Origin of the sequence: Flagellimonas oceanensis, assembly GCF_003992595.1 — a bacterium.
Taxonomy (GTDB): domain Bacteria; phylum Bacteroidota; class Bacteroidia; order Flavobacteriales; family Flavobacteriaceae; genus Flagellimonas; species Flagellimonas oceanensis.
Window position 1 is genome coordinate 70,690 of record NZ_RZNA01000052.1, and the last position, 25,250, is coordinate 95,939.

Below are 25,250 nucleotides of genomic sequence, written 5' to 3' on the forward strand. Positions count from 1 at the left end.
ATATGTAGTCTTCACGTCATTCCCTGGTGGCGAAGACCGAGCCATTGTCCAGAGTCAATACTTCAGGTTCTTGGGCTTTTTCCAAATTAACGGTAATATCCGTTACTTGAGGGTCCCCATAGGTAATGGAATAGGTTCCTTTTTCTTGGGACCATTTGAAATCAGTGTAAAAAATTAGTTTGGAGTCGGAATATCTTTGATACCTGCCCAGGTATACATCGTTGAAAATCCATTCTTCACGGACAGTACTGTTGCTTTTGCCTTCAAGATTGGAAGATTCGGTTTTTGCCCAGATACCAAGAATGGGGTCGTGGTTTTCTGGTACGCGCGTACAGTTGCTTATGGCGATTATGCCAACAATGGACAACAATGAAAAGAGCTTTTTCATAGGTCAAGTAGGTTACGTTAAATTTGGGACTATTAGAACGTAGCTTTGTAGGAATCTATTGCATAAAAAGAATAAAATATTTGTGTTTGTTTTTCATTCCCGATCAATCGAAATGATTCCATGCATTTTTCAATGTATATCAACTTTGCATTATTTGGTTGAATAAGGCCGCTAAAACTGGTAAAAGTCAGCCTTTTTCTGAGTCAAATGCCTTATTTTTGATGTCTAAAATTTAAATCTATACAAATGAAAGTTACCGTAGTTGGAGCAGGCGCAGTGGGAGCAAGCTGTGCTGAATACATAGCAATGAAAAATTTTGCGGCAGAAGTTGTTTTATTGGATATCAAAGAAGGGTATGCCGAAGGAAAGGCCATGGACTTAATGCAAACGGCCTCCTTGAACGGATTTGATACCAAGATCACGGGAAGCACCAGCGATTATGGCAAAACCGCAGGTAGTGATATTGCAGTGATCACTTCGGGAATACCGCGTAAGCCAGGTATGACACGTGAAGAATTGATCGGAATCAACGCTGGAATCGTAAAAACCGTGGCAACAAGTCTTATTGAGCACTCTCCGAACGTAACCATTATTGTGGTAAGTAACCCTATGGATACCATGACCTATTTGGTGCACAAGGCCACTGGATTGCCAAAGAACAGAATTATTGGTATGGGCGGTGCTTTGGACAGTGCACGTTTCAAGTATAGATTGGCCCAAGCCTTGGAAGCGCCAATATCCGATGTTGACGGTATGGTGATCGGTGGACACAGTGATAAAGGAATGGTTCCTTTGATCGGTCATGCTACCAGAAACAGTGTTAAGGTTTCCGAGTTCCTGTCCGAGGATAAAATGAACTGGGTGGTTGAAGAGACCAAAGTAGGTGGAGCTACCCTTACAGGCTTGTTGGGAACCAGTGCTTGGTATGCGCCAGGTGCCGCTGTATCCGGATTGGTACAGGCCATTGCTTGTGACCAGAAGAAAATGTTCCCATGTTCCTCTCTTTTGGAAGGAGAATATGGCTTGAACGATATTTGTATTGGTGTGCCGGTAATTTTGGGCAAGGATGGAATCGAGAAAATCGTTGAGATTGAATTGTCCGATGCAGAAAAAGCCAAAATGCAGGAAAGTGCCGAAGGTGTTAAGAAAACCAACGGCCTACTTGACGTTTAGCACACATCAATTATAACCAACTGAATTGTCATTTCGGACGGGACCTCGGAGAGATTGACCATTAATTTTTATGGGAATTTCAGGCTTTGTCCGGAATGACAATTTCATTTTAACAGCATAACCATCAACCGTAATTGCAATTACATCAATTTCTATTGTCAAATCTTATCGGAAATGATATATTTGCACGCTGTTTAAGAAAACTTCTAAAAAATTAACAATCAATGCAGAATAAAGGACTTATAAGGCTTTTCGCTATCCTTTTTGGCTTGGTGAGCATCTATCAGTTGTCTTATACTTTCATCACTAATAAGTTGGAAGGAGACGCTGAAGCTTATGCAGCTAGCCAAATTTCGGAAGCTGAGGAAGACTATGTTGCAAAGCGTGAAGCTTTAGAGGCATCGTATTTGGACTCCATCAGTGACAACACTGTTTTGGGCTTTACGAGCTATGAGGAAGCCAAGACTAAAGAGTTGAACAAAGGATTGGACCTTAAAGGAGGTATTAACGTAACCCTTCAGATTTCCGTAAAGGATATCTTGAAAGGGTTGGCCAACAATACCAAAAATCCGGTTTTCAACAAAGCATTGGCCGATGCCGATCAAGCATCAACCAATAGTGATGATACGTATTTGGAGCTTTTCTTCGAGGCTTTTGATAATATTAAAGGAGATACCAAATTGGCCTCTCCCGATATTTTTGCAAACAAGGGACTCAGCGATGACATCAATTTCCAAATGACGGATGATGAGGTAAAGCCCATCATCAGAAGGAAAATTGATGAATCCATCGTTTCTGCATTTGAGGTGCTTCGTGAGCGTATTGATGGCTTTGGAGTTACCCAACCAAATATCCAAAGGGAAGGAAACTCGGGAAGAATCGTAGTGGAGCTTCCAGGTGCAAAGGATATTGCACGTGCCCAAGAGTTGTTGTCCAGTACAGCACAATTGGAATTCTGGGAAACCTATCCACAGAGCAACCAAAGTATAGGGAACTTTTTGGTAAACGCCAACGAGCGTTTGAAAGAGATTTTGGAGCCTGAAACCACCGAAGAGGGGGTTTCCAAGCCAGAATCTGAAATTGATTCCCTGCTTTCCGATGTGTCCCAAGACTCATTGGACATGGCAGAGGATGTTAACCCGATATTGGGGAAATTGATTCCAGCCAATCCTGGTACGCACGCCATTGCTCGTGCCATGGTTTCCGACACCGCCGAGTTGGGTGAGTATTTGAGAAGACCGGAGATCAAAAGACTGTTGCCAAACGATATTCAGTTTACCAAGTTCCTTTGGGAGCGTCCGGGCAAGGATGCTGAAGTAGCAGATTTGTACGCATTGAAGTCCAATAGGGAAGGTACGCCAAGAATAAGCGGAGATGTGGTTTCCGATGCTCAGGACACCTTTGACCAATTCAACAAGCCTGCGGTAAGCATGACCATGAATACACGCGGTGCCAAGGAATGGGAGGAATTGACAGGTGACGCTTACAACAACCAAACAGGTATTGCCATTGTTTTGGACAACAAAGTGTACACTGCACCGGGAGTTTCTTCAGGACCTATTTCCGGAGGACGTTCTGAAATAACAGGTACATTCACTGTAAACGAAACCAAGGATATCGCCAACGTACTGCGTGCAGGTAAGCTTCCTGCTTCCGCGGAAATCATAGACTCCTTCGTAGTTGGTCCCTCATTGGGTCAAGAAGCCATCGACAGCGGATTGATGTCTTTTGTGATAGCGATGCTGTTTGTATTGGTATGGATGATTTTCTACTACGGTAGAGCAGGGGTATTTGCCGATATCGCGCTATTGTTCAACATTCTATTGATTTTTGGTGTGTTGACCAGCCTTGGCGCCGTATTGACCTTGCCAGGTATTGCGGGTGTCGTATTGACCATTGGTATGTCGGTGGATGCCAACGTACTTATTTTTGAAAGGATAAAAGAGGAATTAGATCGTGGTAAGGGAAAGGCCCAGGCCATTGCCGATGGTTTTGGTAACGCATTGTCATCCATCTTGGATGCCAACATTACCACGGGACTGACTGCGATCATTCTGTTCATATTTGGATCAGGGCCCATCAAAGGTTTTGCCACTACTTTGATGATCGGTATCGTGACATCATTGTTCACGGCCATCTTTGTGACCCGTTTGATGATCAATGCATATACGAACAAGAAAGGACGTCGATTGGATTTCTGTACTGGAATTACCAAGAACCTGTTCAAAAACCTGAGCATTGATTTCTTGTCCAAGCGTAAAGTAGCCTACATCGTTTCTGGTATCTTGATTGCAGTGAGTGTCTTCTCATTGGCCACCAAGAGCCTTCAGCAAGGTGTGGATTTTGTGGGGGGTCGTTCCTATCAAGTTCGATTCGAGCATGCTGTGAACCCTTCTGAGATCGCTGCGGATTTGAATTCGGTGCTCGGAAGCGGAACCAACGCCAAAACGTTTGGTGCCGCCAATCAGATCATCATCACAACGAATTATAGGTTTGAGGAAAACGGACCCGAGGTGGATACGGAGATCCTGAACGAATTGTTCACGCATCTTCAAAAATACTTCCCTGATGGAACCAGTTATGATGACTTCAGGCCAGGAGGAACAGCAGAGGATCTAGGTGTCCTGAAATACCGAAAGGTGGGACCGACCATTGCCGATGATATTAAAAAGAGCGCCGTTTTGGCCATTATTGGTTCATTGGCCGTTGTCTTCCTATACATCCTATTGCGATTTAGAAAATGGCAATTCTCCCTGGGTGCCGTTGTTGCGGTATTCCACGATGTAATGATCGTATTGGGGATCTTCTCCTTGACAGGGGACATTATGCCCTTCAACATGGAAATCGATCAAGCCTTTATTGCGGCCATTCTGACGGTAATAGGTTACTCCTTGAACGATACGGTGGTCGTGTTCGACCGTATTCGTGAGATCACGGGTCTTAAAGGGTTCAATAACGGAGAAAATATCAACTTGGCATTGAACAGTACTTTGAGTAGAACGTTGAACACCTCGCTTACCACATTGATTGTGTTGTTGGCCATCTTCATCTTTGGAGGTGAAAGTCTTAGAGGGTTTATGTTCGCCATGATCGTAGGTGTGATCGTAGGTACATACTCTTCGGTATTTATCGCAACACCTGTGATGTTCGACTCATTAAAGAAGAAAATTGCTGCTGCTACAACAGGAGCATAGTTTTTCGTTTTTTTATATTACACTTTATAATAAAGGCCCTCTTTTGAGGGCCTTTGTTTTTTCAGGCCTTGTTGGCCGATAATGTTCCCAACCACGATAATAATTGACTGAACAAGGTAAAGTTCTGGATTACTCTGAGCTGGCCATTAAAGCCCCATTTATCCCGTTCCTTGGGATGATTGAGCATAAAGGCCAAGGTTTTGGAGAGGCTTTCAATATCCGTGGGGTCAGGGTTTATCTGCCCTGTTTTGTTATGGACCACTTGATATTTGAGCCCGGCTGCATTGGATACCAGTACAGGCTTTCTTTTCCACATCGCTTCCGTTGCCGTAAGTCCAAACCCTTCTTGAATGGAGTTTTGTACAATGATGCTCGATGTACGCTGAAGCGCATTTACGATCAAAGCGTTCTGTTTTGGATTGTCCAAGGGCAGCAACAAAATGGCAATGTCGTTCTGCATGCTTTTATCGACCTTCTTGTAGGTTTCCGTCAATTCTTTTAAAACCTCTTTGCCTTCGGGGTCGTCGGACACAAAGGCGGGGTCGGGTCCACCCATGACCAGCAAGGTCATTTCTATGCGTTTGTACTCTAGACTTTTTGGGTCTCCATATTTTCGGTTGTCCAACTTCATCTTAATGAAAGCCTCCATCAATTCCTTGAACCCTTTGAGTCTGTCCCACCGTGAAATTTCGGTCACTATGGGCCGATAGATCAAGTCCAGGTTCTGACCGGCATCCAACACATCAAAAGAGCCATCGGGCATCACTTTTCTTACCAAATGCTCGTATCTGTGGTATAATATGGCTTTGTGATCGTCCAAAATCCCGGATTGATACAAAATCCCTATACACTTGTGCAATTGCAGTTCACGGTTCTTATGGCTCAAGGGATCAATGGCCGGAGGGATAATGGAAGTTCTGTTCTTTAATGGTTTTGGTACATAAGAGGGAAGACTGAACACAAAATGGTCATAATCGTTTGTGTAGGGTTCCAAAAACTTCCATACGGCATCGGTGACATCCGTATCCTCTTCCAGTCCAATGTGGCACCTCCAAATAATGGAAACGTTTTTCTCTTTCTTGATCATGGCCGCCAAAGGCATGGGCTGGGGGTCGTGGACCACAACAATATCCCCGTCATTGATCAATTCCAATGCTTTGGGAAGGTTGTTTCGGTTGACTTCCTCGTAGATTTTGCGATCCTCCTCTGTAAAAACACCCTTGCCACTTCCGTGAATGGCATTGTGGATGCGTTTGGTCAAGTCAAAAAAGGCTTCTTTCTTCGCTTCGATCACGAGCCATTCTATGGATACCCCGAGCTCGCGCAGAATGCGCATTTGACTGGGGAGCATTTCGGCGACTCCGCCACCAATGGCAGTGGAATTGATCATCCAAATGGTACGTCCTTTTAGGGATTCAATGGGTTCCTGTGCCTGTTCCATAAAATCCAGAACAGAGGAGTAGAGGGAGCCATATGCCTTGTAATCCACAAGTTTGGCACCTGGCTTAACATTGATTTTTTGCATGTGCGGGAATAGTTAATAGTTGAATTCCTTTTAAGATAGCAAAAAAACAGTTGAGTTGGTTAAGTGGTTGTTTATGAAATGTTTATGATGATGTCCTGCTTCCCGTAGAGCCCGTTTCCGATGGATGGAGTTCAAATATGTGTTGAGGGGTCAAATGGGGTTCTTTTCTGTGGGAGACAAAAACGATGGCAGTATTGCTTTCTCTGGCGATTTTATTGACCAAGGTCACAAAAAGATGGGCGCTGGCATCATCCAAACCTGCAGTGGGCTCATCCAAAATAAGCAGTGCGGGGTGTTTTACCATGGCACGGGCCATCATCACCAAGCGTTTGTCCCCAACGGATAAATCCCGAAAGTGAGTGTTTTTTCTCTGGCTCATTTGTAAAAGGTCCAGCCATTGATTGGCCACGAGTTTTTCACTGAATGTAGGTTGTACATAAAGTCCGATGGAATCATGAAGTCCGGATATGATCATATTTTCCAGGGTGTGATAGCCCCGAAATTTATGGGTGACCGCAGGGGTGTAGTAGCCGATTTTCTTTTTAAGGTCCCAAACACTTTCGCCACTCCCTTTTTTATTTCCGAAAATCGTCAGGTCTTGGCCGTAACCTTTGTGACTGTCCCCTGTGATCATGGAGAGAATAGTGGACTTTCCACTGCCATTGGGGCCGATCAGTTGCCAAAATTCCCCTTTGTTGATGGACCAATCAATTTCGTGCAGTATTCGACGGCCATCAAAACTGACGGATACTTTTTTTAGACATACCAATTCTTCGCTTTCAACCTCAATGGGGGATAAGGGTGGCGGTATAGTGCCATCAAAACCGGTGGCATCGTGTTTGTTTTCGTTCCAAAAAGTATCAGAGGATTCATATTGATGCAGGCTGTTCCCATCCAGTTTGAAAAAAAGGTCGGTATTGGGCAAAATATCATCCAATCTGCTGACCAATTGCACCAAAATCTTGCTGGAAGCAATATCCATGAGCTGTTCTTTCAGTTTGGATTGAGTGGCTACGTCCAGATTGTCAAACGGATTGACCAGTACCATGAAGTCAGGGTCTTGTTGCAACAAATGGCGGAGCAGCGCCTTTTTCTGTTCCCCACTGCTCATCGTTTTCAAGGGTTGTTCGCTATCCTTGGTCAAAATCTTGATGTCGTGACGATCTTCTTCATCCATGTACCGCTGGATTTCCGAACGTGAAAAAAGAAGTCCATTCAACCCTTTGAGTTCACTCAATCCTTCAACAGGATGGTTTTTGAGCAGGTTTTGAACCAACTGGTTAATATTGGAATTGTTCTGGGTGAGAATGGCGTAGCATTTGGGTGACTTCATGAGGCAAAAGGTCTTGCCTCAAAAATACGATTATCCTTGGTTCACTCTAAAAATATGAACCGGATTATCCTTGTACGTAGTGGTTTTATCCAAGTGCATGCCATTTTTTCTGGCAACCTTTTGAGAGGGGATGTTATCCACATGGATGATGGAGATCAATGAATCCGAAAAATTATTTTCAAACGCATGCTCCTTACATTTTTGGGCCGCTTCAAATGCATAGCCCTTTAGCCAAAATTTGGGGAGTACGGAGTAGCCGATTTCCAATTCCTGTATGTCATCAACCGTTTGGACAAGGAGGCCACAAATACCGATCAGCTCTCCTGATGCTTTGGAAATGAGAGCGTTCATTCCGCCCAGATCGTTTTCATAGCGTTCAAAAACCCTATCAAACTGTGTTCTACATGCCACAATGGGGTCTAAGGGAAGTCCTTCCCAAAATTGTGTGGATTTCGGATTGTGGTAAAAGGGCAACCAATCCTCAAAATCGGACGGTTTCAGTCTGCGAAAGACCAATCGTTCCGAAGCCTGGTTTTCCAGAAGGTACTTTGACATTTAATTGCGGGAAAATGAGATACTGTCGCCTACTTGCAACCCTAATTGTTCCGAAAGCCCGGCATTGATCTCCAAAACATATTTTGCCGGAGCATTGGAAGGCAGGCTACTCTCGTTGTAAGGTTGGGCATCTTTTTGGAAGCTGACGATTTTCTGTCCCTCATCAATGTAAATGATGTCCAATGGAAATTCAGTATTCTTCATATAAAAAGACCGGGGATTTACATCGGGAAAAATAAAGAGCATGCCTCGTTTTTGTTGCATGGATGGACGATACATGAGCCCTGTCTGCGTTTCGTACTCTGTGTCGGCAATTTCAATATCGAAATGGGCCTTGGTCCTAATGGAATCCTTTTCAGAGTATAGGATGGAGAGTTCTCCCTCTTTTTTGAAGGATATGGACTCCGTCTTGATCGCCTTTTTTGATTCGGTTTTGCATGAACCCAATACCAAGATAAAAACCAAGAGCACTATTTTTTCAAACTTCATCATGCCTTTACAGTTCAACGGGTGCGGGTTTGACCATAAAATATATCCCAATGGCTATCATGGGAACGCTGAGCCACTGTCCTGTGGAGAGCACACCCAAAGCTTCTTCAAATCCGCCTTGGCTCTTTTTGTAGAATTCCACAAAAAACCGAACAATGAACAAGAGTGCCATGAACAGTCCGAAAAGGAATCCCGGTTTGTCTTTCCAATCGGTTTTCCAGTAGATGAGATATAGGGCAATGAACACGAAAATATAGCAAATGGCCTCATAGAGTTGTGCAGGATGGCGATAAGGGATGGATTGTAGTATTTGTGAAAATTCTGGATTGTGCTGAATGGCCTTATAGGCTGCATTCGGGCTTTGTTCTTTTGTGAGTGCCATAGCTTGATAGGCGGGCATATCGTCCGAGTCACGGATAAAGCGTGTGGCCAGAAAATAAGATTTGTCCACTACTTTTCCATTGATTTCGGAGTTGAAGAAATTCCCGAACCTTACAAAAGCCGCTCCGATGGCAGATGGCACAACCAATCTGTCCAGCAACCAAAGCATCTTGATATCCTTCCATTTACGGGTGTACAGCCAGATACCGATGATGGCCGCTATGGTGGCGCCATGACTGGCCAAACCTGTAAATCCGGTAAATTCATATCCGTTGATGATACCGAAAAGAGAGCTGTCGGCACTTTCACGGATGGGCAGGAGGATCTCGGCCAAATGATCCTTGTAGTAGTCCCAATCATAGAAGAACACATGGCCCAATCGTGCTCCCAGCATAATCGAAACCACGGTGTAAATGAACAGGGAATCCAATTTTTCCATGGATTTCTTTTCATTCAGGAAGATTTTCTTCATAATGAACCAGCCCAGTACAAAGGCTGCAATCCATAGTAGATTGTAATATTTTATTTGTAGAAAACCCAGTTTAAAAAGGGTTCCTTCGGGGTTCCAGTCAAATCCTAGAAAGTACATTTGAATAAATTTTGGACTAATATAACTACTTTGAACGGTTGCAGGGTGTTAATTGAAGTTCAATTTTTCAGGGAACTGGGTCATAACCGCTTCCTCCCCAGGGATTGCAACTAACGATACGCTTGATGGACAGCCATCCTCCTTTAAAGAGTCCGTGTTTTTTTAAGGCTTCCAAAGTATATTGTGAGCAAGTGGGGGAATAGCGACATGTGGAGGGAAACATAGGCGATATAAAAAGTTGGTAAAACCTGACCAACAAAACAAATGGCGCTATCAAAATTTTCTTCATGCTCTCTAGAGGGTAAATCAGAGAACAAGGTATGAAAAAAGCCCCGAATTTGTCGGGGCTTATGCTACACTTCTTCTGCGGGTTGTACGGGTTCCAGATGTTCCCGTTCCTCATCCGTGTACAATCGCGACTTGATGACAAAACGGAGTCCCAACGGAATTTCCAGGCTAAAACTGGCACCACGTCCCGTAGTCACATCGACCGTGAGTTGTGTGTGTTTCCAGTATTCGAACTGATCCTTGCTCATAAAAAAATCACATCCATGGATGGTGCCCAATTTCACATCGTTTTCATTGAGCATCAACTCGCCTTTCGGGAAGCACATGGGGGAGGAGCCATCACAGCAGCCTCCACTTTGGTGGAACATCAATTCGCCATGGCGTTCCCTCAATTGATCGATGACCTTTATGGCTTGGTCCGAAACCAACACGCGTTTTATCAAGTTTTCCATCCTAGAAAAAGCCCAATTTGTTCTTATCGTAGGAAATCAGCATGTTTTTGGTCTGGGTATAGTGACTGAGCATCATTTTATGGTTTTCTCTTCCGATTCCTGACTTTTTGTATCCTCCAAACGGTGCATGTGCAGGGTAGTTGTGATAGCAGTTTACCCAAACCCTACCGGCTTGTATTTGTCTAGAGATTTTATAGGCTTGGTGCATGTCACGCGTCCAAACACCAGCGCCCAATCCATAAAGGGTATCGTTGGCGATTTCCAGTGCTTCGGCTTCATCCTTGAATGTGGTTACACAAACGACCGGACCAAATATCTCTTCTTGGAAGACACGCATTTTGTTGTTTCCCTTTAAAATGGTGGGTTGGATGTAATATCCACCTTCCAGGCCTTCGTTGTATGCAGCTTCTCCACCAGCCAATACTTCACAGCCTTCTTCTTTACCTATTTGGATGTAGTTCATGATTTTCTCGAACTGATCATTGGATGCTTGGGCGCCCATCATGGTGGATGGATCCAAGGGGTGTCCCAGTTTTATGGCCTTGGTGCGTTCCACTACACGCTCAATGAATTTGTCATAAATGCTTTCCTGCACCAAGATTCTGGATGGGCAGGTACACACCTCGCCTTGGTTTAGCGCGAACATCACGGCGCCCTCCAAACATTTATCGAAGAATTCATCATCGGCATCCAAAACGCTTTCGAAGAAAACATTAGGGGATTTACCGCCCAACTCCAAGGTCACTGGAATAATGTTCTTGGACGCATATTGCATGATCAATTGCCCGGTAGTGGTTTCTCCCGTAAAGGCGATTTTTTTTATTCGGGGACTGGAGGCCAATGGTTTACCTGCTTCCAAACCAAACCCGTTCACAATGTTGAGCACACCCGCAGGTAGAATATCCTCTATAAGTTCCATCAAAACAAGGATTCCAACAGGTGTTTGCTCTGCAGGCTTAAGTACCACACAGTTCCCAGCGGCCAAGGCCGGGGCCAATTTCCAAGCGGCCATCAGGATAGGGAAGTTCCAAGGAATGATCTGCCCTACCACACCTAGCGGCTCCATTACGTTCATGGACACGGTGTTGGCGTCCAATTCACTTACAGATCCCTCTTCTGCGCGAATCACTCCCGCAAAATATCTGAAGTGGTCAACCGCCAAGGGCATGTCCGCGGCACGTGTCTCGCGCAAGGCCTTACCGTTGTCCCAGGTTTCGACGCGGGCCAAGGCCTCGAGATTGTTCTCCATCACGTCGGCAATCTTCAATAATAGGTTACTCCGGTATGTTGCGGAGGAATTGTTCCATTCCGGCGCTGCCGCCCACGCTGCATCGATGGCCTTGTCCACATCCTCGGCCGTGGATCGCGCGATTTTTGTGAATGCATTTCCATCAACCGGGGAAATGTTGTCAAAATATTCTCCTTTGGTCGGCGGGGTCCATTTTCCGCCAATGTAATTTTCATACTGATCTTTGAACTTGGGTTTTTCCAAAACACCACGTTCCGTAGTTTGTACATCGCTCATAATACTCTTGTTTACGTTAATTTTTATGTTCGCTCACACTTTGCTCAAGTGACTGATTCTAAAAGTATTGATTTTGAAACCCGTACATCTGACGTATTCTATTAATGACATGACCAATCCTCTTTGTTTTTATATTTTTAACAAAACATCATGCTTTATTTTTTATATTTAGTAGGTATTTATGCAATATATTAAGGAGTAGATATTTTTGTATGCAGTTGTCGGATAAATTCTTTAAAGAAAGAAAACTTGAACATTTGGTCGAGAACCAAACTTCGTATACGTTGAACAATGCTTCAATGCATGTTTTTGAGACGCATCTGCAAGCGGAAAAAGTACTCCTTCAGTTTGATCAACCAGTGCTTGCCTCTATGTTGATCGGAAAGAAGGTAATGCACCTCAGGGATAGGAAATCGTTTAATTTTCTACCCGGAGAGTCCTTGATTCTTCCCTCCAATGAAGTCATGTGCATTGATTTTCCCGAAGCTAACGAAGAGAATCCGACACGTTGCCTGGCCATGGCCATTTCCGATGAAAAAATCAATAAGGTCATCAATTTGATGAATGAAGTGATGCCGAAACATGATGGAACTGAATGGGCTTTGATGGATTACAACTACCATTTTACCAATGATGCCAGTATTTATGGTATTATTCAGCGATTATTGTACTTGTTCACGGAGAACCATCCCTCCAAGGACTATTTCGTTGACAACATGCTGCAGGAACTGATCATTCGAATCTTGCAGGGCAATACGCGGGAAAAATACTTGCAAAATGCTTCTAAGATAAGTTCGAACAATAGATTGGCCTATGTGATCGAATATATCTCCAAGCATTTGCACGAACCGCTGTCCGTGAGCGATCTGAGCAAGAAAGCATGTATGAGCGAATCACATTTCCATAAGACTTTTAAAGAGGAATTGGGAGTGACCCCGATTGACTACATCAACAGTGAGCGCATAAAAATGGCCATCAATCTCTTAAAAGATCCCAACAGAAAAATAAAGGAGATTTATTTGGAATGCGGGTTTGAAAACCGTTCGTATTTCAACCGCTTGTTCAAGCGAAAAATACACGTTTCGCCAGGGGAGTACCAATCAAAATTTATGAAACACTAGTTAACGCTGAAGGTGGTCCCATCCTTACCATCTTTGATCTGAATACCCAATTCAACCAATTGGTCCCTGATTTTGTCGGAAGTGGCAAAATCCTTTTTGGCACGGGCTTCATTCCTAATATCAATCAATAATTCCATAACTCCATTGAGCGTATTGGAATTATCCTTGGCCATGGATTGATTTTCAATGCCAAGTACGTCGTAAACAAAGGCTTTCAGTGAATTTGCCAAGATGTCTTTGTCCTCAACGGAAATGGTCTCTTTGTCTTCTTTAATCAAGTTGATGTGCTTTACGGCCTCGAACAACTGCGCGATCAGAATCGGCGTGTTGAAGTCGTCGTTCATGGCATCGTAGCATTTCTGCTTCCAAGCGGCCACATCAAAATCCGATGCATCGCCCGTTTTTAATGTTTCGAGGTTATCAAGGGCGTCCATCAAACGGTTGTACCCTTTTTCAGAAGCTTGTAAAGCTTCATCACTAAGGTCCAAGATGCTGGTGTAATGGGCCTGCATCATAAAAAAGCGAACCACTGCAGGGGTGTAGGGCTTGCTTAAAATGTTATTGTCGCCGCTAAAAATCTCGGCAGGATAGATATTGTTGTCCGTGGATTTGGACATCTTTCTACCGTTGAGGGTCAACATATTGGCGTGCATCCAATAGTTTACAGGGGATTTTCCCGTACTGGCCTCTGCCTGTGCGATCTCGCACTCATGGTGTGGGAATTTCAAGTCCATTCCTCCGCCGTGAATATCAAAGGTTTCGCCCAGATATTTGGTGCTCATGGCAGTGCACTCCAAATGCCATCCGGGAAAACCATCTCCCCAAGGGGATGGCCAACGCATGATGTGCTGGGGTTCCGCTTTTTTCCAAAGGGCAAAATCCTGAGGATTTCTTTTTTCGTCCTGGGCGGTAAGTTCACGGGTGTTGGTGATCATATCCTCCAACTTTCTGCCGCTCAATTTACCATAGTCATGATCCTTATTGAACTTGATCACGTCAAAATAAACGGAACCATTGGCTTCGTAGGCCAATCCTTTTTCAAGGATTTCTTTTATGATCTCTATCTGCTCAATAATATGGCCAGTGGCCGTAGGCTCTATACTGGGGGGCAACAAATTGAATAATTGTAGGGTATTGTGGAAGTCGACCGTATAGCGTTGCACCACCTCCATGGGTTCGATCTGCTCCAGTTTGGCCTTTTTTGCAATTTTATCCTCGCCTTCATCCGCATCGTTTTCCAAGTGTCCAGCATCGGTAATGTTACGAACGTAGCGTACTTTGTACCCCAAATGCTTAAAGTACCTGAAAATCATATCAAAGGACATGAAGGTGCGGCAGTTGCCCAAGTGTACATTGCTGTAAACGGTCGGGCCGCAAACATACATGCCCACGTGGCCTTCGTTTATAGGTTCAAATATGTCTTTTTTTCCAGTAAGTGAATTATGGATTCTTAAGGTTTGGTCTTTATACAATTGCATTTAAACGGTCGGTGTTTAAAATTCGGTATCTAGGTTGATGTAGTCCAAAAATTCTCTTCGTGTGGCTTCTTCCTTGAACTTCCCACCATATTCGGCGGTTACCGTGCTACTATCGATGTCACGTATGCCACGTGAGTTCACGCAAAGGTGTTTGGCATCGATGACACAGGCAACATCTTCTGTCCCCAGGACCTTTTGGAGCTCCTTGACGATCTGGATGTTCATGCGTTCCTGAACCTGGGGGCGCTTTGCAAAATAATCCACGACACGGTTCATCTTGGAAAGGCCAACTACTGTTCCGTTGGAGATATAGGCAATGTGCGCACGTCCAACGATGGGCAACAAGTGATGCTCGCAAGTGGAGTAGACCACAATATTCTTTTCCACCAACATTTCACCGTACTTGTACTTGTTGTCAAATGTTGAGGATTTTGGTTTTCTCTCAGGGTGCAATCCGCCAAAGATTTCCTGTACGTACATTTTGGCCACTCGTTTGGGCGTTCCCTTTAAACTATCATCATCCAAATCAAGACCCAGGGTAAGCATAATTTCCCTTACGCTTTTTTGTATTCTTTCGATTTTTTCTTCATCGCTCAATACAAAAGCATCATCTCTCATTGGGGTGTCCGTTGAGGAACCAACGTGGTCGTTTCCTCTTTCTTCATATTGTTCATCCAATGCCTGCTCTAGTTTCATAGCTACTGCTTAAGGAGAGCAAAGATATACATTAATGACCGATTTAACATCTGCTAACCGACGTTTGACAACATAAATTATTGTTAAGCCTAGCATCACGGTACTTTTATAATACCCAAACCGACAGTCTTTTATGTTTAAACTCTCTTTAAAGACCTTATTTGTACTATTGTTTTGGCAAGCCGCACAGGCACAGGTAGTGCCGGATTGTGTGGATGCTATTCCAATTTGTAGTAATACACCCATCAACGGTGGTACCAATGGTTTTGGTTCCGATGATTTTTATGGGGCGGCTTCCAGTGGTTGTTTGGAGCAGACCACTACAGGCGCCATAGAATCCAACTCTGCCTGGTATCGTTTTAGAACGGCCGAAGCGGGACAATTGGGGTTCAACATAGGTCACAATGGTAATGAGGATTGGGATTTTGCCCTGTATCGCGCCAGTGATTGCAACGATTTGGGCGAACCTGTCCGATGCAACTTTTTTGACAATAGCGAGAATACAAGCTTCATCGGGGTAGGGGAAGACCCTACGGGTGATGAGGATTCAGTGCACTACGAGGACTGGCTCCAAGTAGAGGCTGGAGAGGATTACTATCTTTTCATCAATAATTTCAGTAATGTGAATTCTGGATTTTCCATTCAGTTTACCGGAAACATTTGGGTGGATTATCCAAATACCGCCTTGGATTGTTCCATTGTGAGTAATTTATTGGGCCCGCCCATTGCCGTTTGTGAAGGCGATACGGTGCAATTGGATGCCACAACTTCCGGGGCCATCAATTATGAGTGGTACAGCGATGGGGGAACTGGATATCAATTGATTGCAGGTGTCAATAGTGCTACATATAATGTTCAAAATACAGGGCAGTACCGTGTAGTGGTCACCACATCCACAGAGAGCATTGTCAGCGATGTGCAAGTGGGATTCAATCAAGTGCCGATTACGGGTGTGCTTGCGGATGAAACCTTCTGTCATGAAGTTGATATGACTTTTGATTTAAACAGTAAAAATAGCGAAGCCTTAGGTGGAATGGACCCTGATGATTTTGTGGTCAGTTACCATGGTTCACAAGCTGATGCCGATGCGGGTGTCCATCCCTTGGAAAAGCAATACGTGTTGGCAGGAGGCTCAGAGACCATATATGTTAGGACGACATCCTTGGCGAACCCTGATTGTTATGATGCATCGCAAAACTTTGTGCTCAATGCCATTGAGACCCCTGTTCTAAGCGTTGAGGGGCAAGTGGTTTTCTGTGAAGCGGCAGGAAGTATGGAAATCGGTGAGATACAGGCCAATCCAAATTATACCTATCAATGGAGCACGGGCGAGCAAACCCCTTCCATAATGGTTGCCGAAGCGGGAGATTATACACTGACGGTAACCCATCAATCCCATGGTGTGACTTGTCAGGCCAGTAGAACGGTATCCGTGGAAATTTCCAATATGCCCCGGATTTCAAGTGTCGATATAGATGATATGAGTGTCAACAATACAGTGACCATCAACACGGAGAGCAATGGTATGTATGAGTTTAGCTTGGATGGGGTGGATTTTCAAACAAGTAATGTTTTTGAAGGCGTTCCGCCGGGCGTCCATACGGTAAGCATGCGCGACCCCTACGGATGTGGTATGGTCGAGGAGGATATTGTAGTGGTTGGGTATTTGGCCATTTTCTCGCCCAATGGCGATGTAATGAATGAAACTTGGCAGGTTGAGGGGCTTTCTACCTTAAACTCGCCCATTGTGACCATTTACGATCGTTATGGTAAGCTCATCAAGCAAATGAACGAGTTCGATGCCGGTTGGGACGGAAGTTTTCAAGGTAAACCACTGCCATCCACCGATTATTGGTTCAAACTATCCTATGTTGATGATGATGGCAACCGGACTTACGCCAAGTATTTACAAAGCCATTTTTCGTTGCGACGATAATAAATGGGCCGTTTGTCGATTAACGGCAAATTTCTTCGATTAACACATACTAAACGGGCAATGTAGTGAGTTATAGGATGTAAGTAGCATAATCATTAGCCCCAAAACTCTATGAGAGCTCTATTTAGCGCTATCTGTTGTTTCTTTCTAATTCAAATAGTTGGCGCACAAAACTCACCGGATTGTAGAACAGCGATTCCTGTATGTGCTGATGCACCCATTATGGGTACCACGGATGGTAGTGGCGATATTGATGATTTTGATCCCGAAGTGATAACCCAGACCGGTTGTTTGGAAAAAGGAAGCAATAGTTCTGCCAATATCGAGAACAATTCGGGTTGGTACGTATTTAGGGCGGGAACAGATGGGCAGATAGGTTTTGATATTCAGGCGTTACCGGGTCCAACAGGAGTTATTACTGCAGAATGGGATTTTGCACTGTATGGGCCTTTTGATGAAACCTCCAACGAAAATTTCTGTACCATAGTGGGGAACGGTACTGCACAACCCATCCGCTGCAATTATGAATACAATGATACCGGATATACTGGAATCGGTGTAAACTATGCGGACGGTAGGGAAGGGGCACCTTTTGTAAAAGGGAGCCAAAACACCTATGATGAATGGTTGAATGTTAGGGAAGGGGAAATCTATTACTTATTTATTAATAACTACGAAACCAATTTTGATGGCGACCCAGAGTCTTTTATGTTGACTTTTACGGGCTCTTCGGTGGATGAGGATCAAGATAATGCCTTGGATTGTACCTTGAGAGATGAATTTTTAGGGTTTGACATTGTGGCCTGTGAAGGCGACCCGGACATTACGTTGTCCGCTTTGAATTCGCCCGTAGGTCCAAGTATAGCTGATATAACTTGGGAATTGGATGCGGATGATGATGGAACATACGAAACAGTATTGGCAACTGGGGCAGGTGCTACGGAACTGACAGTTTCGAGTCCGAACTCTGGGCGGTATCGTGTTACCATCGAATCTACGTTTGGAACAACAATCACCGATGATATTTTGATCACTTATTATGGTATTCCCAGTTTAACGGTAAATGTTTTGGATGATTTTGTCAATAGTGATCAGACAGATCCTTATAATGTTGAGTTTATTCCTGATGGAGATGGTAATTATGAGTATTCGGTCAATGGGGGCGAATTCCAGGATGACCCTATTTTCTTGGATGTTCCCCCGGGAATGAACCAAGTGGTGATCAATGATAAAAATGGATGCGGAACATCGGAACCTATTAATTTTTTGGTGGTCGGCTATCCCAAATTCTTTACGCCCAATAATGATGGTGTCCACGATAATTGGAGCGTATATGGCGTTGAACAACTGGTCAACCCCGTGGTTTACATTTTTGATCGTTACGGTAAGCTTTTAAAGCAAATTGATGTCAACGTTGGTTGGGACGGTACCTTTAATGGGAGGGATATGCCTTCTTCCGATTATTGGTTCCGATTGGAATACGAGCGGGATGACGAGGGTGTTTTGGTGGCCAAATCCGTTCGGCGACACTTTTCCTTGGTACGATAAAAAAGGCCGGAAGAAACTCCCAGCCTTTATCATTCTTAATTTTCCTTTTCTAGAACTTCAAGGTGTATCCTAGCGATATATTGGTGTTGATCCTATTGATGAGTACGGAGCTGTCGATGCCTCCATCAAACAAATAGGAGTTTACATCCTGTTCGGTCCTACTGTAGGCCAAATCCAAACGACTGGCACCGAAATTATAACCGACACCCGCTGAGAATCCATTGAGGTCGCCCACAAAATCACTATCAGCATAAGGGCTTTCCTCAAAACGGTATCCAGCCCTCAAACTGACCTGTTCTATACGGTACTCACCACCCAAACGATAGGAGTTCACCGCGCCTAGTGTGCCAGCGATATAATCATTTTCTGCTGTAAAGTTCGGGTCAGAGGTAGGTCTGAGCTCTGCTTTGGACATATCCTGGTAAGAATAATCCAAACTGATGAGTCCATCCTGTCCAAAAACCAATGCCACGCTACCCGTGTATTTTTCAGGTGTTTTTATTCTGTATTCATCGTAGAGGTTCACAATGCCAAAATTGATGTAATCAATATCGGAAACCGCCAAATCAGAATTGATTCGTTGCGATGTGTCATCTGTCAAAGTATACCAAGTTGGTGATTGATAACTACCTCCGATACGAATGGATTGGTTCAATTTGGCAATGGCTCCCAAACTAAAGGAGAAACCGTACCCTTCCGTGTGCAATAAGTTGTCAAAGGAGGTATATTGGATTGGGGATTCGCCATCGTAACCTTCCTCATCCAGATACGTGATTCTATCATACAGTACATTGTGGAAGTTCACGGAAGCACCCAAGTATAGGTCGTCTTGATATTGTGTTGCAAAATTAAGAGTGAATTTACTGTTGTACCCGGATGTGTTCTGTAAAAACCTTTGGTTGACACTGCTGTACTGTGCATTGGAAAAATAGGAGGTGTTCTCATCAACATCGTCGACGGGTTCAATGATCCCTGCCTGGAAGCCAAGAAAGGCCTGTTGTGCGGAATAACCTAGATTGGCCCCGATATCCAAATATGCATCTTCGATATATTCGCCTTGCTGTGTGCGCAATGGCCCTAAAGGTTCTCCTTGCGCAAAGTTCAAAAAGTAATTGTCTATTCCCACAGTGGTATTGCCTGATGCGATGAATTCATTGTCGAAATTCCGTACCATATCATAATTGATGGCCAATGCAATTTTTTTCCAGGGGCTATCGGTCGATGAATTGAATACGAATACTCCTCCCACTTGGTTAAAATCCAATGAATTGGAAGTGGTGTTCCTCAAGGTGCTACCAAAGCGGGCATCGTTGTTTCTATGATAATTGGAACCGGTAATGGATATCTCGCTAAAATTAAAGACCGCAGAACCTGCCGGATTAACGTTCAAGGCGGATAAATCGCCGCCCAAAGCTCCAAATGCGCCGCCCATAGCTTGAAATCTTGCAGTTCCCTGAAGGTTTTCAGTGCTATAGCGAAGTACATCATCAATGGTTTGTGCGCTTGCGAGAGTGCATGCCAATACCATTATGAAAGTTAAGATTCTTTTCATTTCTTATGATTTAGATTTACCAATAATTGAAAGGATTATTATCTGCCGCCTCTACCACCTCGACCTCCTCTGCTTCCGGAAGAGCGGGATGCACCCGATGATCTGGATGATCCAGAAGACCTGCTCACACCTGAGCTTCTTGAACTGCTTCCTGAACTTCTCACGCTACTGGATCTACTGCTTCTTGAAGATCCGCTACTGCGATAACTTCTAGTCGAGCTTGATCTAGAAGAACGGCTGTAATTTCTACTTGGCGAGGTGCTTCTTGATTGATAGCTCCTTGTGCTCTGCCCAGAACTTCTGTAGCTCCTTGAAGAAGGTGAACTGCTTCTGTTATAGCTGCGACTGCTTCTGGTTGATGGTGTTGTTCCGTATGAACGACGGTAGGTTCTTGAGCTTCCGCTGTAATTAGGGGAAGTTCGTGTGGTTCTACTGGTTCTATAGTTTCTATTTCTGGCAACGGCATCTGCACTGACGGATCTTCTTACATTGGATCTGTTGCTATATCCTCTGGAGCTTCTGTTTGCCAAATTATTGTTGCTTCGGCTTAGTGTGGCATTGGAACGCCCGCTATTGTTTCTGAGCAGTCTACTGGAGTATCCACTGGTTCTGGAGGTCAATGTGGTTCCTGGGATACGGGAATAGTACCCTCTTCGACCTGTCATATAAGCATAGTTTCTGCCATAGTATCCTCTATTGTAATATGGGTTGTTCCAGTAACCTCCGTAGTAGCCACCCCATCCATAATAGGGATTGAAGCCGTAGTATCCAGCCCAGCCCCAGCCATTGTATGGGTAGCCCCAACCGAAGTTGCCTCCCCAGCCCCAACGGTTATATCTCCATGGGTTGTTCCAGCCCCATCCCCAACTGTAGTAAGGATAGTTCCATCCCCAACCACCGTTCCATAGCCATGGGTCGTTCCAGCCATAGTAGCCGCCCCATCCCCAACTGTTGTTGTAGACATTTATGGATAAGCTTGTGGGGTTGTCGCCCCAGCCTGGGTTTCCATTGTAATTATTGTTATAAGCAAAGTAATCCGTTTGCTCGCCATAAGGAATGGTGTCATTTTGCATTTGACTGGAATAGCTGTCAATGTCGGTAAAGACCTCACTGTTCAATATCTCGCCATATTCATTTGCCTTTTCGCCAAAATAATCCTTGTAGATATTGCTTTCTTGCTCTTCGATTCTTAGGGCTTCGGCATTTTTCTTTTCAACACTAAGAACACGATCGTTGGCAGAATATATGCCATCACCGTAATAGGAAGCTTGTTGATAAGAACCACAAGAAACCATAAAGAGGGTGCTTACCATCAATATGGAGGCGGTTCGTAATTTATTGTGAAGTAAAGACTGTAACATGGCGCAATTTTTATTGTTGAACATACTAAAAATAATTAGTTTTACCCAATCATATCATGATTAAAGTCACAAGTTTTGTGCCAAACTAAAATAGATGGGTAAAAATTTAACGAGTAGAGCGGAAGATTATTCCAAATGGTATAACGAACTGGTTGTAAAGTCGGATTTAGCTGAAAACTCGGGTGTTAGGGGTTGTATGGTCATCAAGCCTTACGGCTATGCCATATGGGAAAAAATGCAGGGGCAATTGGATAAAATGTTCAAAGAAACAGGGCACGAGAATGCCTATTTCCCCTTGTTCATACCCAAATCGTACCTGAGTAAAGAGGCAAGCCATGTAGAAGGGTTTGCCAAGGAGTGTGCGGTCGTTACCCATTATCGATTGAAGAATGCGGAGGATGGTAGCGGTATCGTTGTGGATGAAAACGCAAAGCTTGAGGAGGAACTCATTGTTCGTCCAACTTCCGAAACCATTATTTGGGACACTTTTAGAAAATGGGTGCAATCCTACAGGGATTTGCCGCTAAAAATCAATCAATGGGCCAATGTGGTACGTTGGGAGATGCGAACCCGTTTGTTTTTAAGGACCGCTGAGTTTTTATGGCAAGAAGGACATACGGCGCATACCACCCGGGAGGAGGCTCTGGAAGAGGCAGAGCTCATGATGAATGTTTATGCTGATTTCGCTGAAAAATATATGGGAGTTCCGGTAATCAAAGGAACCAAGACGGAAAGCGAGCGATTTGCTGGGGCAGAGGAGACCTATTGTATTGAAGCCTTGATGCAGGATGGTAAGGCGTTGCAGGCGGGTACTTCCCATTTTTTGGGACAGAATTTTGCAAAGGCCTTTGATGTGAAGTTCGCCAATAAAGAAGGTCAACAAGAGTACGTTTGGGCAACTTCTTGGGGTGTTTCCACCAGATTGATGGGAGCCCTGGTCATGACCCACAGCGATGATAATGGGTTGGTATTGCCTCCTCAATTAGCGCCTATTCAAGTGGTAATCGTACCTATTTACAAAGGATTGGAACAATTGGATGCCATTTCGGAGAAGGTGGAGCCATTGGTAAGGGAATTACGGGATAAGGGCATTACCGTCAAATATGATACCCGGGACACACACAAGCCCGGCTTTAAATTCAATGAGTATGAGTTGAAGGGCGTTCCTGTGCGTTTGGCGGTAGGTCAGCGCGATTTGGCCAATGGTACCTTTGAGGTTGCCCGAAGGGATACTTTGACCAAGGAAATCGTGAAAGCTGAAGAAGTAGTGGACAAAGTGGTGTCCCTGATGGATGAAATCCAGAAAAATATTTTTCAAAAAGCACTGGATTATAGAAAAGACCACATTACCGAGGTGGATTCCTATGATGAGTTTAAAAAAGTCATCGAGGGAAAAGGCGGTTTTGTTTCAGCGCACTGGGACGGCACCGTGGAGACCGAGGATAGGATAAAAGAAGAGACCAAGGCCACTATTCGCTGTATTCCTTTGGATGTAGAGAGCGAAGAAGGTAAGTGTATTGTAACGGGAAAACCGTCCCTTCGCAGGGTCTTGTTTGCAAAGGCCTACTAAACAGCGTGCAAAAAATAAAAAATACTGTTGCAAGACTTAAAAATAGTTGTATTTTTGCATCCGCAATTATGCAAGCATAATGGCCCGTTCGTCTAGGGGTTAGGACGCCAGGTTTTCATCCTGGTAACAGGGGTTCGATTCCCCTACGGGCTACAGAGCAAGGTTTAAGCAGAAATTTGCTAATTTTAGGATTGTAGGACGTTTAAACTTTGAAATTGAAATAATGGCCCGTTCGTCTAGGGGTTAGGACGCCAGGTTTTCATCCTGGTAACAGGGGTTCGATTCCCCTACGGGCTACAAAGAAAGGATTTAGAAAGAATTAAATTTAAGCAATGGCAAACCATAAGTCAGCATTAAAGAGAATCAGAAGAAACGAAGCAGTACGTTTGCGTAACAGGTATCAGCACAAAACCGTGCGTAATGCCATCAAAAAATTGCGTAGCGAGGAAGACAAAAAAGCTGCTGAAGCTTTGTTGCCCACTGTAGTTGGTATGATTGATAAATTGGCTAAGAAAAACATCATTCATAGCAATAAGGCAGCTAACCTTAAGAGCAAATTGATGACACAGGTTGCAGCAATGTAAACCATGTCCAATCGACAATATTTTAGAACGCCTCCAAAATGGGGGCGTTTTTATTTGTATCAATTTTTTTATCCGAAGGCCCTGCGTCTATGGACCAGTACTCCCACAAGAAAGGACCCGTACAAAATCAGAATCAAAATTCGTAATATGGTCCTAAAATGATAATTTACCCAAATTTTCGGTGCTTCATACCCGACCCAGAACAAGATGGGGAAAATCGAATAAAAGATGATTAATCCCAGACTCAACCAATACATAAGGTTATGTTTGTTTGGGTAAGGGTTGGGGTCGCTCTTTTTTTCTTTGAAATAAAGCCATATGTTGAAAAGTAAAATAAAGGAAGCGATCATATCAGCATAGTACAGATTGCTGTATAATGCGCTTTGAAAAAACAGGCTTATCGCATAGCTCAACAGACTTATCGTGGCCCCGATTTGTATCCATTTTTTATGTTTTTTGGTTTGAACCATTCTCCAATAGATGTAATACAGGAACAAAAATGAAATCACGGAATAGATGTTGAATATTATCACGTTGTACTGCCTATATTGTTCAATGTCCACTACTTGGAATTCATCGAAATATTTGATGAAATAACCCAGTAGTTCATTCAAAAAAGTATACATCAGGTATACGGGGTAGAATTTAAGGGGAGTATCAAAATAGGTGCTGTATTTCGCCATGGACACAATCCAAACGATAAGATAAAATGGAAGAATGTACTGCTCGCTAATAAATGTATAAAACTCTTCCATCGTTGAGTGGGGGGGCTAATTTTGAAAGGTTAAAATAACAAAAAGCCTCCAAAATGGAGGCTTTATAAGTTGATTTATCGATATGCCTTTCTTTGTCCCAATAAAAGCCCAAGCATGTAAAAGCCATACATAATAGCTATGAGTACAAACAATATTTTCTGAAAATGATACTCATACCAAACATGGTCATCTATGGACCCCAACAAGAAAATATACGGGGTTACCAAGTAAAAAATAAAGGAGCCTATACTTATCCAAAAAAGCATGTTTTTCCATTGTGGGTAAGAGGAGGGTTCTCTTTTCTTTTCTTGGAAATAAAATAGGATACAAGCCAATAGTGTCCAAGACCCTATAAGTTCCGCATAGTACAACCCTCTGTACAATGGGTTTTGGAAAATCATGTTTGCCACATAGGCCACTAAGGTAATCAATGTCCCGTATTTCACCCATTGTTTGTGCTTGGGCCTTTGCAGGGTTTTGTAGTACACCCAATAGAAAAACAGATAGGCAGCAAATTGGTATATGTTGTAGATCACAATGTTGAGCGATGCGTATTTGCCCTCTGAAAAAAACTGAAAGCTATTATCGAACTTGATGAAATATCCCAACAAGTCGGTAAAAAACGTATAGGCAATGAAGATTGGGAAAAATTTCAACGTAGTGTCAAAATACTTTCGATACGTCAATACCGATATTATCCAGGTTACCAAATAGGTAAAAAGGAAAAATTGCTCTTTGATAAAAGTGACCAAGTCCT

At 43.8% G+C, this 25,250-nt stretch carries 22 protein-coding genes and 2 tRNA genes; 9 read left to right on the plus strand and 15 right to left on the minus strand.

What is annotated here, in order from left to right; genetic code table 11:
• Positions 1 to 16 precede the first annotated feature (16 nt).
• A complete protein-coding gene (locus EO132_RS17530) occupies positions 17 to 388 on the minus strand; it encodes a hypothetical protein (protein ID WP_127139105.1) in 372 nt (123 codons plus the stop codon).
• A 246-nt stretch (positions 389 to 634) separates the two neighbouring features.
• Here EO132_RS17530 and mdh point away from each other — a divergent pair, with 246 nt between their 5' ends.
• Together mdh and secDF are read left to right on the plus strand one after the other, a co-directional pair.
• Positions 635 to 1,561 carry a malate dehydrogenase gene (gene mdh, locus EO132_RS17535; RefSeq protein ID WP_127139106.1) on the plus strand — a complete coding sequence of 309 codons (927 nt, stop codon included), beginning with the start codon at positions 635 to 637 and terminating at the stop codon, positions 1,559 to 1,561.
• 224 nt (positions 1,562 to 1,785) lie between these two features.
• Entirely contained in the window at positions 1,786 to 4,755 is a 2,970-nt protein-coding gene (secDF, locus tag EO132_RS17540) for a protein translocase subunit SecDF (protein WP_127139107.1), read from the plus strand.
• 61 nt (positions 4,756 to 4,816) lie between these two features.
• Here secDF and EO132_RS17545 read toward each other — a convergent pair whose 3' ends face one another.
• The 8 genes from EO132_RS17545 to exaC form a co-directional block, all read right to left on the minus strand.
• Positions 4,817 to 6,280 carry a glycosyltransferase gene (locus EO132_RS17545; RefSeq protein WP_127139108.1) on the minus strand — a complete coding sequence of 488 codons (1,464 nt, stop codon included), beginning with the start codon at positions 6,278 to 6,280 and terminating at the stop codon, positions 4,817 to 4,819.
• Positions 6,281 to 6,362: 82 nt separating this feature from the next.
• Positions 6,363 to 7,613: an ATP-binding cassette domain-containing protein gene (locus tag EO132_RS17550; protein WP_127139109.1), complete on the minus strand. Its 1,251-nt coding sequence runs from the start codon at positions 7,611 to 7,613 to the stop codon at positions 6,363 to 6,365.
• 30 nt (positions 7,614 to 7,643) lie between these two features.
• Positions 7,644 to 8,168: a GNAT family N-acetyltransferase gene (locus EO132_RS17555; RefSeq protein ID WP_127139110.1), complete on the minus strand. Its 525-nt coding sequence runs from the start codon at positions 8,166 to 8,168 to the stop codon at positions 7,644 to 7,646.
• Positions 8,169 to 8,660: a DUF192 domain-containing protein gene (locus tag EO132_RS17560; protein WP_417935900.1), complete on the minus strand. Its 492-nt coding sequence runs from the start codon at positions 8,658 to 8,660 to the stop codon at positions 8,169 to 8,171. It lies immediately after the preceding gene.
• A 4-nt stretch (positions 8,661 to 8,664) separates the two neighbouring features.
• On the minus strand, positions 8,665 to 9,627 hold the full coding sequence (gene lgt, locus EO132_RS17565; protein WP_127139111.1) for a prolipoprotein diacylglyceryl transferase: 963 nt from the start codon (positions 9,625 to 9,627) through the stop codon (positions 8,665 to 8,667).
• A gap of 67 nt (positions 9,628 to 9,694) precedes the next feature.
• A complete protein-coding gene (gene yidD, locus EO132_RS17570; RefSeq protein ID WP_127139112.1) occupies positions 9,695 to 9,916 on the minus strand; it encodes a membrane protein insertion efficiency factor YidD in 222 nt (73 codons plus the stop codon).
• A 64-nt stretch (positions 9,917 to 9,980) separates the two neighbouring features.
• On the minus strand, positions 9,981 to 10,367 hold the full coding sequence (locus EO132_RS17575) for a DUF779 domain-containing protein (RefSeq protein WP_127139113.1): 387 nt from the start codon (positions 10,365 to 10,367) through the stop codon (positions 9,981 to 9,983).
• A 1-nt stretch (position 10,368) separates the two neighbouring features.
• A complete protein-coding gene (gene exaC, locus EO132_RS17580; protein ID WP_127139114.1) occupies positions 10,369 to 11,892 on the minus strand; it encodes an acetaldehyde dehydrogenase ExaC in 1,524 nt (507 codons plus the stop codon).
• Between the two features lie 212 nt (positions 11,893 to 12,104).
• Between exaC and EO132_RS17585 the strand changes: the two genes are divergently transcribed.
• Positions 12,105 to 13,013 (plus strand): AraC family transcriptional regulator, encoded by a 909-nt coding sequence (locus EO132_RS17585; protein ID WP_127139115.1) that lies wholly within the window; start codon positions 12,105 to 12,107, stop codon positions 13,011 to 13,013.
• Here EO132_RS17585 and cysS read toward each other — a convergent pair.
• Both cysS and folE read right to left on the minus strand, forming a co-directional pair.
• Complete coding sequence (gene cysS, locus EO132_RS17590; protein WP_127139116.1) at positions 13,010 to 14,491, minus strand: cysteine--tRNA ligase; 1,482 nt, start codon at positions 14,489 to 14,491, stop codon at positions 13,010 to 13,012. The two genes, EO132_RS17585 and cysS, sit on opposite strands and share 4 nt — an antisense overlap.
• Before the next feature lie 15 nt (positions 14,492 to 14,506).
• A complete protein-coding gene (gene folE, locus EO132_RS17595) occupies positions 14,507 to 15,187 on the minus strand; it encodes a GTP cyclohydrolase I FolE (RefSeq protein WP_127139117.1) in 681 nt (226 codons plus the stop codon).
• A 133-nt stretch (positions 15,188 to 15,320) separates the two neighbouring features.
• Here folE and EO132_RS17600 point away from each other — a divergent pair, with 133 nt between their 5' ends.
• Positions 15,321 to 17,123 (plus strand): T9SS type B sorting domain-containing protein, encoded by a 1,803-nt coding sequence (locus EO132_RS17600; RefSeq protein ID WP_127139118.1) that lies wholly within the window; start codon positions 15,321 to 15,323, stop codon positions 17,121 to 17,123.
• A gap of 111 nt (positions 17,124 to 17,234) precedes the next feature.
• Positions 17,235 to 18,671 (plus strand): T9SS type B sorting domain-containing protein, encoded by a 1,437-nt coding sequence (locus tag EO132_RS17605; protein WP_127139119.1) that lies wholly within the window; start codon positions 17,235 to 17,237, stop codon positions 18,669 to 18,671.
• A gap of 49 nt (positions 18,672 to 18,720) precedes the next feature.
• Here EO132_RS17605 and EO132_RS17610 read toward each other — a convergent pair whose 3' ends face one another.
• Together EO132_RS17610 and EO132_RS17615 are read right to left on the minus strand one after the other, a co-directional pair.
• Positions 18,721 to 20,223: an OmpP1/FadL family transporter gene (locus EO132_RS17610; RefSeq protein WP_127139120.1), complete on the minus strand. Its 1,503-nt coding sequence runs from the start codon at positions 20,221 to 20,223 to the stop codon at positions 18,721 to 18,723.
• Positions 20,224 to 20,261: 38 nt separating this feature from the next.
• A complete protein-coding gene (locus EO132_RS17615; RefSeq protein ID WP_235856505.1) occupies positions 20,262 to 21,584 on the minus strand; it encodes a hypothetical protein in 1,323 nt (440 codons plus the stop codon).
• A gap of 94 nt (positions 21,585 to 21,678) precedes the next feature.
• Between EO132_RS17615 and proS the strand changes: the two genes are divergently transcribed.
• The 4 genes from proS (at position 21,679) to rpsT (ending at position 23,738) form a co-directional block, all read left to right on the plus strand.
• A complete protein-coding gene (gene proS, locus EO132_RS17620) occupies positions 21,679 to 23,154 on the plus strand; it encodes a proline--tRNA ligase (RefSeq protein ID WP_127139121.1) in 1,476 nt (491 codons plus the stop codon).
• 81 nt (positions 23,155 to 23,235) lie between these two features.
• Positions 23,236 to 23,307 (plus strand) — tRNA-Glu (locus EO132_RS17625).
• 72 nt (positions 23,308 to 23,379) lie between these two features.
• Positions 23,380 to 23,451 (plus strand) — tRNA-Glu (locus EO132_RS17630).
• A 35-nt stretch (positions 23,452 to 23,486) separates the two neighbouring features.
• Positions 23,487 to 23,738, plus strand: coding sequence for a 30S ribosomal protein S20 (gene rpsT, locus EO132_RS17635; protein WP_127139122.1), 252 nt, complete (start codon positions 23,487 to 23,489; stop codon positions 23,736 to 23,738).
• A gap of 68 nt (positions 23,739 to 23,806) precedes the next feature.
• On the opposite strand, the gene EO132_RS17640 is transcribed toward rpsT, so the two are convergent.
• Together EO132_RS17640 and EO132_RS17645 are read right to left on the minus strand one after the other, a co-directional pair.
• Positions 23,807 to 24,493, minus strand: coding sequence for a hypothetical protein (locus EO132_RS17640; protein WP_127139123.1), 687 nt, complete (start codon positions 24,491 to 24,493; stop codon positions 23,807 to 23,809).
• Positions 24,494 to 24,567: 74 nt separating this feature from the next.
• On the minus strand, positions 24,568 to 25,245 hold the full coding sequence (locus tag EO132_RS17645) for a hypothetical protein (protein WP_127139124.1): 678 nt from the start codon (positions 25,243 to 25,245) through the stop codon (positions 24,568 to 24,570).
• Between the last annotated feature and the right edge of the window lie 5 nt (positions 25,246 to 25,250).

Excerpts from the sequence above, each read along its gene's own strand:
- yidD (WP_127139112.1), bottom strand. The coding sequence starts at position 9,916 with ATGAAGAAAATTTTGATAGCGCCATTTGTTTTGTTGGTCAGGTTTTAC.
- EO132_RS17555 (WP_127139110.1), bottom strand. The coding sequence starts at position 8,168 with ATGTCAAAGTACCTTCTGGAAAACCAGGCTTCGGAACGATTGGTCTTT.
- EO132_RS17600 (WP_127139118.1), top strand. The coding sequence starts at position 15,321 with ATGTTTAAACTCTCTTTAAAGACCTTATTTGTACTATTGTTTTGGCAA.
- rpsT (WP_127139122.1), top strand. The coding sequence starts at position 23,487 with ATGGCAAACCATAAGTCAGCATTAAAGAGAATCAGAAGAAACGAAGCA.
- proS (WP_127139121.1), top strand. The coding sequence starts at position 21,679 with ATGGGTAAAAATTTAACGAGTAGAGCGGAAGATTATTCCAAATGGTAT.
- cysS (WP_127139116.1), bottom strand. The coding sequence starts at position 14,491 with ATGCAATTGTATAAAGACCAAACCTTAAGAATCCATAATTCACTTACT.
- mdh (WP_127139106.1), top strand. The coding sequence starts at position 635 with ATGAAAGTTACCGTAGTTGGAGCAGGCGCAGTGGGAGCAAGCTGTGCT.
- EO132_RS17545 (WP_127139108.1), bottom strand. The coding sequence starts at position 6,280 with ATGCAAAAAATCAATGTTAAGCCAGGTGCCAAACTTGTGGATTACAAG.
- EO132_RS17610 (WP_127139120.1), bottom strand. The coding sequence starts at position 20,223 with ATGAAAAGAATCTTAACTTTCATAATGGTATTGGCATGCACTCTCGCA.
- EO132_RS17550 (WP_127139109.1), bottom strand. The coding sequence starts at position 7,613 with ATGAAGTCACCCAAATGCTACGCCATTCTCACCCAGAACAATTCCAAT.
- EO132_RS17530 (WP_127139105.1), bottom strand. The coding sequence starts at position 388 with ATGAAAAAGCTCTTTTCATTGTTGTCCATTGTTGGCATAATCGCCATA.
- EO132_RS17615 (WP_235856505.1), bottom strand. The coding sequence starts at position 21,584 with ATGTTACAGTCTTTACTTCACAATAAATTACGAACCGCCTCCATATTG.
- EO132_RS17640 (WP_127139123.1), bottom strand. The coding sequence starts at position 24,493 with ATGGAAGAGTTTTATACATTTATTAGCGAGCAGTACATTCTTCCATTT.
- EO132_RS17575 (WP_127139113.1), bottom strand. The coding sequence starts at position 10,367 with ATGGAAAACTTGATAAAACGCGTGTTGGTTTCGGACCAAGCCATAAAG.
- EO132_RS17585 (WP_127139115.1), top strand. The coding sequence starts at position 12,105 with ATGCAGTTGTCGGATAAATTCTTTAAAGAAAGAAAACTTGAACATTTG.
- exaC (WP_127139114.1), bottom strand. The coding sequence starts at position 11,892 with ATGAGCGATGTACAAACTACGGAACGTGGTGTTTTGGAAAAACCCAAG.
- folE (WP_127139117.1), bottom strand. The coding sequence starts at position 15,187 with ATGAAACTAGAGCAGGCATTGGATGAACAATATGAAGAAAGAGGAAAC.
- EO132_RS17560 (WP_417935900.1), bottom strand. The coding sequence starts at position 8,660 with ATGATGAAGTTTGAAAAAATAGTGCTCTTGGTTTTTATCTTGGTATTG.
- secDF (WP_127139107.1), top strand. The coding sequence starts at position 1,786 with ATGCAGAATAAAGGACTTATAAGGCTTTTCGCTATCCTTTTTGGCTTG.
- EO132_RS17605 (WP_127139119.1), top strand. The coding sequence starts at position 17,235 with ATGAGAGCTCTATTTAGCGCTATCTGTTGTTTCTTTCTAATTCAAATA.
- lgt (WP_127139111.1), bottom strand. The coding sequence starts at position 9,627 with ATGTACTTTCTAGGATTTGACTGGAACCCCGAAGGAACCCTTTTTAAA.